The organism is Streptomyces sp. WY228, from assembly GCF_019287315.1.
In the GTDB taxonomy this organism is placed as follows: domain Bacteria; phylum Actinomycetota; class Actinomycetes; order Streptomycetales; family Streptomycetaceae; genus Streptomyces; species Streptomyces caviscabies.
Genome location: NZ_CP079114.1, coordinates 6,944,242 through 6,956,972, shown reverse-complemented (window position 1 = coordinate 6,956,972; position 12,731 = coordinate 6,944,242). Strand labels below are relative to the sequence as shown.

Below are 12,731 nucleotides of genomic sequence, written 5' to 3'. Positions count from 1 at the left end.
TGCGGGCTCCCGCGGCTCGGCCACGACTGTAACCGCTGGACGGGGCCCCGCTCCGGTGCGCGCGGGGCCCCGGGCGGGGTGGTCACGGGAGCGGCAGCACGCAGACCGCGACCGGCGCCGGGAAGGGCTCACCCGCCGCGGTCAGGGAGCCGTCGGGGCCGACGGCGAAGACGGTCACGGTGAAGGAGCGCTGGTTGGCGGCGAAGAGCAGGGAGCTGTCCGGGGAGAGGGCGAGCTGCCGGGGCCAGTCGCCGCCGACCGGCACGGTGTCCAGCAGGCGCAGGGCCGCCCCGTCGTCCTCGACCGCGTAACGGGTGAGGCTGTTGTGCCCCCGGTTGGCGAGGTAGACGTACGCCCCGTCGCCGGTGACCACCGGCTGGGCGGGGTAGCTGGTGCCCGATCCCGTACCGGTGGACTGCCCGGGGCCCGGGGTGAGGGCGCCGGTGGCGGGGTCGTACGCGCAGACGACCATCGTGTCGTCCAGCTCGCAGGCCAGGTAGGCGAACCGCCCGCCGGGGTGGAAGGCCAGGTGGCGCGGGCCGGAGCCGGGGGCCAGGGCGGCGCGGGAGACCTCGGTGAGCGTTCCGGCGGACTCGTCCAGCGCGTACGTGTACACGGTGTCGGTGCCCAGGTCGACGGCGAGGACGTGGCCGCCGTCGGGCGAGGTGACGATCTGGTGGGCGTGCGGTCCGCCCTGGCCGGGGCCGGGCGGCGGCGAGCTGTGGGTGACCAGATCGGTGCGCTCGCCCAGCGAGCCGTCCGCCGCGATCGGGTGCACGGCGACGCTGCCGGAGGTGTAGTTCGCGCTCAGCAGCCAGTCCCCGGACGGGTGGACGGAGAGGTGGGTGGGGCCCGAGCCGCCGGTGGGACGGGTGCCGAGCAGCTCGTACGTCCCGTCCGGCGCGAGCGCCACGGCGGTGACCGCGCCCGCGTCCTGCTCGGCAACCGCGTAGACGGTGGAGCCGGAGGGGTGGAGGGCCAGGTAGGAGGGGTTCTCGACGCCGGTGATCGCCGGTCCGGTGGTGATCGCGCCGGTGCCGGTGTCGTACGCGGCGGTGCCGATGCCCGTACCGCCTCCCGCCTCGGAGGTGTACGTGCCGAGCAGCAGCGGACGGGTGGCGCGCGGGGCGGCGGGCCCGGCGGCGGACCGGGGTGCGGCGTGGGCGGGGGCGGCGAGAGCCGGGGTGGCGAGTGCGGGGGCCGCGGCCAGGGCGGCTCCCGCCAGCAGACCGCCGAGGAGGCCCCGGCGACTGGGCGGTGCGGAGGCGGGGGCGTCGACGGCGGACGCGGGTGCCCGGCCGGGTCGGGCGGGGCGGCCGGGGACCGGGTTCGGGTGGGGGGCTGGGTTCATGCGAGGCACCTCGTGTGGGGGTTCGGCTGCTTCGGATGCGTCCGCCACCCTGGCCCGCCGACGCCCGTTCGACAAGAGGTGCAACCGGAGTTGCACCCTGCGCAACGTGACCGGAGGGTCGCGATCAGGCGCCCGTCTGGATGTCTCCCCTGGTCGAGGAGGCGATGGCGTCGCCGTGCGCGAAATCGCCGGGCGGAATACCCGGGTGGTGCCCCTCCCGGTCGGGGGCGATGCCGGCCGCCGGGCCGAGCGCGAGCCGGGAGACGATCCGGTAGCGGTCGCCCCGGTAGAGCGAGTGGACGTACTCCACCGGACGGCCCGTGGTGTCGGAGGTCAGCCGCTCGAAGAGCAGCGCCGGCGAGAGCTCCGGGACGTCGAGCAGCCCGGCCTCGGCGCGGGTGACGACGGTGGGCTCGATCGCCTGGACCGCCTCGTGGACGTGCACGCCGTGGGTGACGCGCAGATGCTCGTACAGATCGCCGCTCTCCAGCTCCTGCGCGCTGAGCCCCGGCACCAGCTCGGCCCGGATGTGCAGATGCTCGATGGCCATCGGCGCCCCGTCGACCAGCCGCAGCCGCGCCACGTAGACGATCTCGGCGGCCGGTGACATCCGCAGCTTGCGGCCGACCCGGGCCCCCGCCTGGAGCGTGGTGAACTCCAGCAGCCGGCTCGACCAGGCGCCCGACGCCTGCGGCACGGTCAGCGCCCGGTCCCCGGCGACCAGCTCCTGGGTGATCTTGGCGGGGGCGACGAACATGCCCCGGCCGTGCTCGCGCACCAGGAGTCCGGCGGCGACCAGCTCGTCGGCCGCCGCGCGCACGGTGGGCCGGGACACGCCGAGCAGCGTGCACAGGGCGCGCTCCGAGGGGATGGCGTCGCCGGGGCTGCGCGACTCGATCAGCTCCAGCACGGCATCACGGGTCCGCTCCCGTTTGAGCACCGTTCCCGGCACATCCGCGTCCATGGCCTTCCCTCCCGACGGCTGCATCTTTCTTACCAGTTGACCATCTCGCCACCGCAACTGGCCTGCTGGTCAGGTGAAGTGTAGCGCTCACCCTGACCAGATCAGCCGCTGCCGTTACGGCTAGATCACCAATTCCCCGTTGTACGCAGGGGCTTGACGGCCTCATTGGTCTATGCCACCTTCATCCACCACCGGCAGGCGAGCTGTCCAGTGCGCACCACTGGTCAGGTGGTCAGGCCTCGTCAGGTCCGTCCGATCCGTATCTCTTCCGAGGTGAACCGTGAAGTACCGCTTGCTCGCCGGTGGGTCCGCGCTCGTCCTGACCGCCGCACTCAGTGCCTGTAGTTCGTCGTCCGGACCGGACTCCGGCAACGGGGACGGCCGGACGACGGTGGACGTCTGGCTGATGCGCGACAGCGTCTCGGACGCGTTCCAGAAGGAGTTCACCGCGGACTTCGAGAAGCGCCATCCGACGATCGACGTGAGGGTCCAGGTCCAGGAGTGGGACGGGATCGGCCAGAAGATCACCGCCGCCCTGGCGAGCAACGACGCCCCGGACGTCATCGAGGCGGGCAACACCCAGGTGGCGCAGTTCGCCGAGAGCGGCGGGCTGCTCGACCTCAGCGACCGGACCGAGGAGCTGAACGGCGACAACTGGCTGAGCGGGCTGGCCGAGCCGGGCTCGTACGAGGGCAAGCAGTACGGCATCCCGTACTACGCGGCCAACCGGGTGGTCGTCTACCGCACGGACCTCTTCGAGAAGGCGGGCGTCGACGCCTCGGCGATCAAGACCCGCGAGCAGTGGATCGACGCCACGACCGAACTCAACAAGGGCGGCACGCAGGGCATCTACCTGCCCGGACAGATGTGGTACGCGCTGGCCGGGTTCATCTGGGACGAGGGCGGCGACCTCGCCGCCGAGTCCGGCGGGAAGTGGTCCGGCGCGCTGGACACCCCCGAGGCGCTGCGCGGCATGGCCTTCTACCAGGAGCTCCAGGCGCTCGGCAAGGGCCCCAAGGACTCCGACGAGGACGACCCGCCGCAGACCGAGGTGATGGCCCAGGGGCAGGTGGCCCAGGTCATCCAGACCCCGGGCGGGGCCAAGGTCATCGCGGAGAAGAACCCCGAACTGGCGGGCAAGCTCGCCTTCTTCCCGATCCCGGGCAAGGCCGCGGACACCCCGGGCGCGGTCTTCACCGGCGGCTCCGACCTGGTCGTGCCGGCCGCCGCGGCCCATCCCGACGAGGCGGTCACCTTCATCAAGGAGCTGACCGGGGACACCTGGCAGAAGAAGCTCGCCGTCGCCATGAGCTATGTGCCGAACCGGACCACGCTGGCCTCCGCCGTGGCCGACGATCCGGGGGCCGCCGCGATGGCGGTCGGCGCGGCCAACGGGCACGCGACGCCCAACACCCCGGGCTGGGCCGCGGTCGAGGCGGAGAACCCGATCAAGGACTACATGACGGCCGTGCTCACCGGGGGCGATCCGGCGAAGGAGGCGGCGAAGGCCTCGCAGGACATCACCCGGGCCATGAACGCCGGCTCCTGACCCGGTCCGCCACCCGAGCAGCACGAAAGGAGGCGCGCCGTGCCGGTCGTCGGCCAACGGACCGCACCCCGCACCCCCCGGCGACGCCCGGCCCCGCGCCCCGCCGCACGCAAGGCCCCGCCCCCGCGGGCCAGGGCCCAGGGCCTCTGGCCGTACGCCCTGATCGCCCCCGCCGTCGGCGGCATGCTCTATCTGCTGGTCTACCCGCTGGTGCGGGCCGTCCTGATCTCGTTCCAGGACTTCCGGCTGCGCCAGCTCATCGCGGGCGACGCGGAGTTCGTCGGGCTGCGGAACTACCGCACGCTGCTCACCGATCCACGCTTCTGGGAGGTGGTGCGCCGCACCTTCCTGTTCATGGCGGTCAATGTCGTGCTGATCATGGTGATCGCCACCCTGGTCGCCCTGATGGTGGAGCAGCTGGGCCGGATCGGGCGGACGGTGGTGCTGTGCTCGCTGGTGCTGGCCTGGGCGATGCCGGTGGTGGCGGCGACCACCGTCTTCCAGTGGCTGTTCCACTCGGAGTTCGGGATCGTCAACTGGTCGCTGACCTCGCTCGGCCTCGACTCCTTCGACCGCTATCCGTGGTTCGCGAACGGCACCGCGGCCTTCGCCATCCTGGTGACGCTGATCGTCTGGCAGTCGGTGCCGTTCGCCGCGATCACCCTGTACTCGGCGCTGACCACCGTCTCCCCGGAGCTGTACGAGTCGGCGCGGCTGGACGGGGCGGGCGCGGCGCGGATCTTCCGTTCGGTGACCTTTCCGATGCTGCGGCCGATCTTCCTGCTGGTCCTCTCGCTGGAGGTGATCTGGACGTTCAAGGCGTTCGTCCAGATCTGGGTGATGACCCGGGGCGGGCCGGGCGACGCCACGACGATCCTGCCGGTCTACGCGGTCCAGACGGCGCTCTCCAGCCAGCGGTACGACCTGGGTTCCGCCGCCTCGATGGTCACCGTGGTCCTGATGTCCGGGGTGCTCGTCCTCTACTTCCGCCAGATGCTCCGCCAGGAGGACGAGACCCGATGAGCACCCGTACGGCACTCCCTCGTACGTCCGCCCGCCCGCGCCTGCGCCGGCTTCCGCTGCACCTCGCCGCGGCCGTGACCGTCGTGGTCTGCCTCTTCCCCGTCTACTGGATGATCTCCACGGCCTTCAAGCCGTCCAAGGACATCCAGTCCGCCGACCCGCAGCTCTTCCCGCACACCTGGACGCTCGACCACTTCCGGCGGGCGGTGGAGGCCGACGGCTTCGCCCTCTTCTGGCGCAACAGCATCCTGGTCACCCTCGGGGCGGTCCTGCTGGCGCTGCTGGTCGCGCTGGGTGCGGCGTTCGCCGTGGCGCGGCTGCGGTGGAAGGGCCGGCGGCAGTTCATGCTGATGATCTTCATCGCACAGATGGCGCCCTGGGAGTCGCTGATCATCCCGATCTACATCATCTCCCGGGACACGAACATGCTGGACCGGCTGCCGACGCTGACGCTGATCTACTTCATGATCACGCTGCCGTTCACCGTCGTGGTGCTGCGCGGCTTCATCGGGACGATCCCGCCGGAGCTGGAGGAGGCCGCGCAGGTCGACGGCTGCACCCGGACCGGGGCGTTCCGGCGGGTGGCGCTGCCGCTGCTGGCGCCGGGGCTGATGGCGACCTCGCTGTTCGGTTTCATCACCGCCTGGAACGAGTTCGCCTACGCCAACTTCCTGATCATCAAGCAGCAGGACAACCGGACGCTGCCGGTCTGGCTGTCGTCCTTCCAGAACACCTTCGGCACCGACTGGGGCGCCACCATGGCCGCCTCCACCCTCTTCGCGCTGCCCGCCCTGGTGATCTTCCTGCTGCTCCAGCGCCATGTCACGTCCGGCTTCGCCGCCGGCGCCGTCAAGGGCTGAGCGTTCGACGACGCCTCGCCGCCCGCCCGCCCGCGAACCGAATCCGGAGATCCCGTGCCCGCATCGCGCCCCTCCCCCGCCCTCTCCCTCCTCCCCCGGCCCAGCCGGATCTCCTCGCTCGGCGGCCGGCTCACCCTCGACCGGGAGACCACCGTCCGGGCGCTGCGGGGCGCGGAACCGGCGGCGGACCTGCTGCGCACCCTGGTCGGCCGCACCACCGGACTGCCCCTCGCCCCCGCGCCGAACGGCCGGGTCGTCCTCGCCCTGGACGACCGGCTCGGCGGCCTCGGCGAGGAGGGGTACGGGCTGACGGTCGCCCCGCGCGCCCTCCAGCTGCGCGCCGCCCATCTCACCGGGCTGCTCCGGGGCGTCCAGACGATCCGCCAACTGCTGCCCGCCGAGGCGCTGTCGGGCGGTCCGGCGAGCACGGGTCCCTGGGAGCTGCCGTGCGTCGAGATCACCGACGTACCGGACCGGCCGTGGCGCGGAGCGATGCTGGACGTGGCGCGGCGCTTCCAGCCGATCGGCTATCTGCGCCGGTACGTGGACCTGATGGCGCTGCACAAGCTGAACGTCCTGCATCTGCACCTCACCGACGACCAGGGCTGGCGGATGCCGGTCGACGCCTACCCCCGGCTGATCTCGGTCGGCTCCCGGCGGGCCGGGTCGCAGCAGGGTCCGACCGGTCCGGACGGGGCGTACGTCGACGCGGTGCCGCACGAAGGGCACTACACCAAGGCCGAGTTGAAGGGCCTGGTGCGGTACGCGGCGGAGCGCGGCATCACCGTCGTACCGGAGATCGAGATGCCCGGCCATGTGCGGGCCGCGCTCGCCGCCTACCCGGAGCTGGGCAACCACCCGGAACGGCAGCTGGACGTGTGGACCCGCTGGGGGGTGTGCGACACGATCCTCGGCGTGCACGAAGGCGTCTTCGACTTCTGCCGCGCCGTGCTGGAGGAGGTGCTGGAGGTCTTCCCGTCGCCGTACGTCCACATCGGCGGCGAGGAGTGCCCGACCACCGAATGGGAGGAGAGCCCAGCGGCCCGCGAACGCGCGGCGGAGCTGGGGCTCGCCGACCCGGCGGCACTGCACGGCTGGTTCATGGGCCGGATCGGGGCGTTCCTGGTGGAGCGCGGCCGGATTCCGCTCGGCTGGGTCGAGAACGGGGCCGAACTCCCGCCGGAATTCACGGTGATGACCTGGCGCGACTCCTCGCACACGCGGGCCGCCGTGCACCGCGGCCACCAGGTGATCGCCGCGCACCACCGGGCGACCTACCTCGACTACGCCCAGTCCGGCGACCCGTCGGAACCGGTGGCCCAGCCCGGAGCGCCGGTCTCCCTGCACACGGTCCACGCCTACGAACCGGCCCCGCGGGACTGGCCGGAGGCCGAGCGGGGCCGGGTGCTCGGGACCCAGGCCCAGGTGTGGACGGAGTACGCCCGCACCCCCGAGGAGATCGAGTACCTCAGCTACCCACGGCTGTGCGCGCTCGCCGACCGTTCCTGGTCCGGCGGGCACGGCGACTGGCCGGGGTTCGTCGAGCGGCTGCGTCATCACACCGCCCGGCTGGACGCCCTGGGCGTCCCCTACCGCCCGCTGGACGCACGGTCGCTCGCGACGGCCGGATCCGCGTCCCCGCCCTCAGGAACAGCGCGACCCCACTCGTAACCACTCCCCCACCACCGTTCCGGAGAGGAACACACCCGTGAACCCATCACGCAGGAATCCGCGCGGGTCCAGGCTGCGCACCGCCGCCGCATCGGCCGCCGCCGTGGCGCTGGCCGCCACCGGGCTCGCCGCTCTGCCGTCCTCGGCGTCCGCCGCGGCGGACGGCATCGTCGTCCAGTACCGGACCAGCGCGTCCGGTGCGAGCGCCGACCAGAGCGAGCCGTGGCTGAAGGTCCGCAACGCCGGCTCCACCTCCGTACCGCTGAGCAGCGTGAAGGTGCGCTACTACTTCAAGGCCGACTCGGCGTCCGCCGCCTACCGGTTCGCCTGTTCCTGGGCGGTCAAGGGGTGCGGAAACATCACCGGTACGTTCGGGACGCTCGCCACCCCGACCGCCACCGCCGACCGCTATCTGGAGATCGGCTTCACCGCCGGGGCGGGCTCGCTCGCACCGGGCGCGGACACCGGCGACCTGCAGCTCCGCTTCCACCAGTCGTCCTGGGCCTCGCTCGTGCAGTCCGACGACTACTCCTTCGGGCCGGAGCAGGCCGCGTACGGCGACTGGTCCAAGGTGACGGCGCATGTCTCCGGCGCGACCGTGTGGGGCGAGGCGCCCGGCGGCAACGGGCCGACCGACCCGCCGGACCCGACGGACCCGCCCACCGACCCGCCGGGCGACGCGGCGGCGCTGTTCGACGACTTCGACTACAGCTCGCACACCGACCCGAAGATCAACGCCAACGGCTGGAGCGTACGGTCCAACTCCGGTGGTCCGGGCGTGCCGGGCGCGACCTGGGCACCTTCGAGCGTCACCTTCGCCGACCAGGGCGGAAACACGGTGATGAACCTGGAGACCTCGACGGCGGGCACCGGGGCGTCGACGAAGCACACCGAGATCCTGACGCAGTCGATGAAGTTCAAGAACGGGACGTACGCGTCGCGGGTGAAGTTCAGCGACGCGCCGCGCTCGGGCCCGGACGGCGACCGGATCGTGCAGACGTTCTTCACCATCAACGACCTCAAGGCGCCGATGGCGGACGACTACGCGGAGTACGACTTCGAGTATCTGCCGAACGGCGGCTGGGGTGAGCCGGCGAACATCCTGTACACGACGTCGTGGGAGACCTACCGGCCCGACCCGTGGGAGGCGGTCAACGCGCACAGCGAGTCGCGGCAGTCCTACGCGGGCTGGCACGACCTGGTGGTGACGATCGACGACAACGAGATCACGTACTACGTCGACGGGCAGCACTTCGGGACGCACGGGGCGGCCTATCTGCCCGAGCGGCCGATGTCGATCAACTTCAACCAGTGGCTGATCGACCTGGAGGGGCAGCCGAGCACCACGCCCCGCGCCTACGACCAGCAGGTGGACTACGTCCTGCATGTGAAGGACCAGGTGCTCACCCCGGCGCAGGTCAACGCGATGGTCGGTTCGTACCGCGACGCGGGCACGAGCTTCGAGGACACGGTCCCGGGCAGCTAGGAGCGGTGCGTACGGCGTGAGAACCGGGCGGGGCGGGGGTCGACAGCGACCCCCGCCCCGCTTTCGTATGCCCGAAGGCGCCCGCGCCACCGATTCCGTACGCCGCTGACCGGGGCGAATTTTCCGGCACCCCCTTGACAGCCCTGCCACCCTCCGGGCAATCTTCCGTTAAGCAGAAACTAACTTCCGCAATACGGAAGGAGCGCCGAAACCCTCATGGGATACCCGGACCAGCGCTTCGATGTGAACCTTTCGATCCTCTTCACGGAACTCCCGCTCCTGGAGCGTCCCGCGGCAGCCGCCGCGGCGGGCTTCACGGCGGTCGAGCTGTGGTGGCCCTGGATCGAGACCCCCGCCCCGCCGCAGGCCGAGCTCGACGCCCTCAAGAAGGCGCTCGACGACGCCGGCACCCAGCTGGTGGGGCTGAACTTCTACGCCGGACAGCTGCCCGGCCCCGACCGCGGCGCGCTCTCCGCGCCCGGCCCGGAGTCGGACCGCTTCCGGGCCAACATCGAGGTGGCGGCCGACTTCGCCGCCTCGGTCGGCTGCACGGCGCTCAACGCGCTGTACGGCAACCGCGTCGAAGGCGCGGACCCGCAGGTGCAGGACGCGCTCGCGCTGGAGAACCTGGTGCTGGCCGCCCGCGCGGCGGACCGCGTCGGGGCGATCCTGCTCGTCGAGACGCTCAACAAGCCGGAGTCGCCGCTCTATCCGCTGGTCAGCGCACCGGCCGCGATCGAGGTCGTCGACAAGGTGAACGCGGCGACGGGCCTCGGGAACGCCAAGTTCCTGCTGGACCTCTACCACCTCTCGATGAACGGCGAGGACCTGAGCCAGGTCATCAAGGCGTACGCCGCGAAGACCGGCCACGTCCAGATCGCCGACAACCCGGGCCGCGGCGCGCCGGGCACCGGCTCGCTCCCGCTGGAGCGGCTCCTGGACGAGCTCAAGGACGCGGGTTACGCGGGTTGGGTCGGCCTGGAGTACAAGCCGGGCGACCGTCCGAGCGCGGAGTCGTTCGACTGGCTCCCGGCGTCGGCCCGAGCGGCCGGCTGACCGCCCGATTCCACCAAGGGGTGAGCCCAACCCCCCTCAGACCCACCGGCAATCGGGGGGTGGGTCTTACGCACACACGCTTTTCAGGAAGGCACCCTCATGAGCAACAACCTCCCCAAGGTTGCGTGGATCGGCCTCGGCATCATGGGCTCCCCCATGTCCGAGAACCTGATCAAGGCCGGTTACTCCGTCACCGGATACACCCTGGAGCAGGACAAGATCGACCGGCTGGTCGCGGCCGGCGGCACCGGCGCCTCCTCGATCGCGGACGCGGTCAGGGACGCGGATGTCGTCATCACGATGGTGCCCGCATCGCCGCAGGTCGAGGCCATCGCCTACGGCCCGGACGGCATCCTGGAGAACGCGAAGCGCGGCGCGCTGCTGGTGGACATGTCCTCCATCACCCCGCAGACCTCCGTGGACCTCGCCAAGAACGCGGCCGAAAAGGGCATCCGGGTCCTGGACGCGCCGGTCTCCGGCGGCGAGGCCGGCGCCATCGAGGCGGTCCTGTCCATCATGGTCGGCGGCGAGCAGGCGGACTTCGACGCCGCGAAGCCGCTGCTCGAAGCGCTCGGCAAGACGATCGTGCTCTGTGGCCCGCACGGCTCCGGCCAGACGGTGAAGGCGGCCAACCAGCTGATCGTCGCGGTCAACATCCAGGCCTGCGCCGAGGCTGTGGTCTTCCTGGAGAAGTCCGGCGTCGACCTCGCCGCCGCGCTGGACGTGCTCAACGGCGGCCTGGCCGGCTCGACCGTGCTGACCCGCAAGAAGGACAACTTCCTGAAGCGGGACTTCGCCCCCGGCTTCCGGATCGACCTGCACCACAAGGACATGGGCATCGTCACGGACGCCGCCCGCAACGTCGGCGCGGCCCTGCCCGTCGGCGGCGTGGTCGCCCAGCTGGTCGCCTCGCTGCGCGCCCAGGGCGACGGCGGCCTCGACCACTCGGCGCTGCTGCGCTCGGTCGAGCGGCTGTCCGGCTCCCAGGTCTGATCCCTCCCCCGGCTCCGCAAGGAGCCCCTGGCCCCGTACGGGGCCACGGCCCGCACACGGCGGGCCCCCTGAACTCCGGGCCGCGGTGGCGCTGACACCTGTCCTGTCGCGCCCAGGCGCTGCCGCGGCCCGGAACCACACACTTCGTTTTCAACAAACTGTTGACGTTGTCTCGCGGCGAATCTACGCTCCTCAAGCCGTCAGCAGCTCGTACGAAAGGTCATCCCGCCACATGGCTAAGCGTGTGCTCACGACCGAGTCAGGCGCCCCGGTCGCCGACAACCAGAACTCCGCCACCGCCGGTGTCGGTGGACCGATCCTCCTCCAGGACCAGCACCTCCTGGAGAAGCTCGCCCGCTTCAACCGTGAGCGCATTCCGGAGCGCGTGGTGCACGCCCGCGGTTCCGGCGCGTACGGCTACTTCGAGGTCACCGACGACGTCACCGGCTTCACCCGCGCCGACTTCCTCTCCTCGGTCGGCAAACGCACCGAGACGTTCCTCCGCTTCTCGACCGTCGCCGACTCGCTCGGCGGCGCGGACGCGGTCCGCGACCCGCGCGGCTTCGCCCTCAAGTTCTACACGGACGAGGGCAATTACGACCTGGTCGGCAACAACACCCCGGTGTTCTTCATCAAGGACCCGATCAAGTTCCCCGACTTCATCCACTCGCAGAAGCGCGACCCGTTCACGGGCAAGCAGGAGCCGGACAACGTCTGGGACTTCTGGGCGCACGCCCCCGAGGCGACGCACCAGATCACCTGGCTGATGGGCGACCGCGGCATCCCCGCCTCGTACCGTCACATGAACGGCTACGGCTCGCACACCTACCAGTGGACGAACGCCGAGGGCGAGGCCTTCTTCGTCAAGTACCACTTCAAGACGAACCAGGGCGTGCGGTCCCTCTCCGCCGACCAGGCCGCCGAGCTCGTCGGCAAGGACGCCAACTCGCACCAGACGGACCTGCTCCAGGCCATCGAACGCGGCGTCAACCCGTCCTGGACGCTGTACGTCCAGGTGATGCCGGCCGCCGAGGCGGCCGACTACCGGTTCAACCCGTTCGACCTCACCAAGGTGTGGCCGCACAGCGACTACCCGCTCCAGCGGGTCGGCCGCCTGGTCCTGGACCGGAACCCGGACAACGTCTTCGCCGAGGTCGAGCAGGCGGCGTTCTCGCCGAACAACTTCGTGCCCGGCATCGGCCCGTCCCCGGACAAGATGCTCCAGGGCCGGCTGTTCGCCTACGCGGACGCGCACCGCTACCGCCTGGGCGTCAACCACACCCAGCTGCCGGTGAACGCGCCGCGGACCGCCGTCGTCGACAACTACGGCCGCGACGGCGTCCACGCGACCCGCAACGGCTCGCGCCACGACAAGAACTACGAGCCCAACTCGTACGCCGGTCCGGCGCAGACCGACGCGGCGCTCGCCGCGCCGCTCGCGATCCACGGCTGGACGGGCACGCACGAGGCGCCCGCCCACACCAAGGACGACGACTTCTTCCAGGCGGGCGAACTCTTCCGGCTGATGTCGGAGGACGAGAAGGGCCGCCTGGTCGCGAACATCGCCGGAGGCCTCTCGCAGGTCACCCGCGACGACGTGATCGAGAAGAACCTCGCCCACTTCCACGCCGCCGACGCCGACTACGGCAAGCGCGTGGAGGAGGCGGTCCGCGCCCTGCGCGAGGACTGAGCTTCCCGCTGTACCCCTGCTCGTACCGCGCACCCGGATGAGGGGTGCCGCGCGGCACGGGCAGGACGACGAGGCCGCGGCGGTCGAG

At 71.4% G+C, this 12,731-nt stretch carries 10 protein-coding genes; 8 read left to right on the top strand and 2 right to left on the bottom strand.

Going from position 1 to position 12,731, the window contains the following annotated elements:
- Positions 1–82: 82 nt before the first annotated feature.
- The gene (locus tag KV381_RS30440; RefSeq protein WP_218786792.1) at positions 83–1,351 is read right to left on the bottom strand and encodes a lactonase family protein; all 1,269 of its coding nucleotides are present in this window, start codon (positions 1,349–1,351) and stop codon (positions 83–85) included.
- A gap of 124 nt (positions 1,352–1,475) precedes the next feature.
- Positions 1,476–2,315 carry a GntR family transcriptional regulator gene (locus KV381_RS30435; protein ID WP_218786791.1) on the bottom strand — a complete coding sequence of 280 codons (840 nt, stop codon included), beginning with the start codon at positions 2,313–2,315 and terminating at the stop codon, positions 1,476–1,478.
- Positions 2,316–2,595: 280 nt separating this feature from the next.
- Between KV381_RS30435 and KV381_RS30430 the strand changes: the two genes are divergently transcribed.
- The 8 genes from KV381_RS30430 to KV381_RS30395 all read left to right on the top strand — a co-directional run bounded on the left by KV381_RS30430 (position 2,596) and on the right by KV381_RS30395 (position 12,643).
- A complete protein-coding gene (locus KV381_RS30430; protein WP_218786790.1) occupies positions 2,596–3,864 on the top strand; it encodes an extracellular solute-binding protein in 1,269 nt (422 codons plus the stop codon).
- Positions 3,865–3,903: 39 nt separating this feature from the next.
- Positions 3,904–4,887, top strand: a complete 984-nt coding sequence (locus KV381_RS30425; protein ID WP_218786789.1) for a carbohydrate ABC transporter permease — start codon at positions 3,904–3,906, stop codon at positions 4,885–4,887.
- On the top strand, positions 4,884–5,747 hold the full coding sequence (locus tag KV381_RS30420; protein ID WP_030083991.1) for a carbohydrate ABC transporter permease: 864 nt from the start codon (positions 4,884–4,886) through the stop codon (positions 5,745–5,747). Before KV381_RS30425 ends, KV381_RS30420 begins: the two co-directional genes overlap by 4 nt.
- Before the next feature lie 54 nt (positions 5,748–5,801).
- Complete coding sequence (locus KV381_RS30415; RefSeq protein ID WP_218786788.1) at positions 5,802–7,418, top strand: beta-N-acetylhexosaminidase; 1,617 nt, start codon at positions 5,802–5,804, stop codon at positions 7,416–7,418.
- Positions 7,419–7,455: 37 nt separating this feature from the next.
- Positions 7,456–8,904, top strand: a complete 1,449-nt coding sequence (locus KV381_RS30410; protein WP_218786787.1) for a cellulose binding domain-containing protein — start codon at positions 7,456–7,458, stop codon at positions 8,902–8,904.
- A 216-nt stretch (positions 8,905–9,120) separates the two neighbouring features.
- A complete protein-coding gene (locus KV381_RS30405; protein ID WP_086779619.1) occupies positions 9,121–9,960 on the top strand; it encodes a TIM barrel protein in 840 nt (279 codons plus the stop codon).
- A gap of 99 nt (positions 9,961–10,059) precedes the next feature.
- Entirely contained in the window at positions 10,060–10,953 is an 894-nt protein-coding gene (locus KV381_RS30400) for a 2-hydroxy-3-oxopropionate reductase (RefSeq protein WP_218786786.1), read from the top strand.
- Positions 10,954–11,185: 232 nt separating this feature from the next.
- On the top strand, positions 11,186–12,643 hold the full coding sequence (locus tag KV381_RS30395) for a catalase (RefSeq protein WP_086779618.1): 1,458 nt from the start codon (positions 11,186–11,188) through the stop codon (positions 12,641–12,643).
- Positions 12,644–12,731 lie beyond the last annotated feature (88 nt).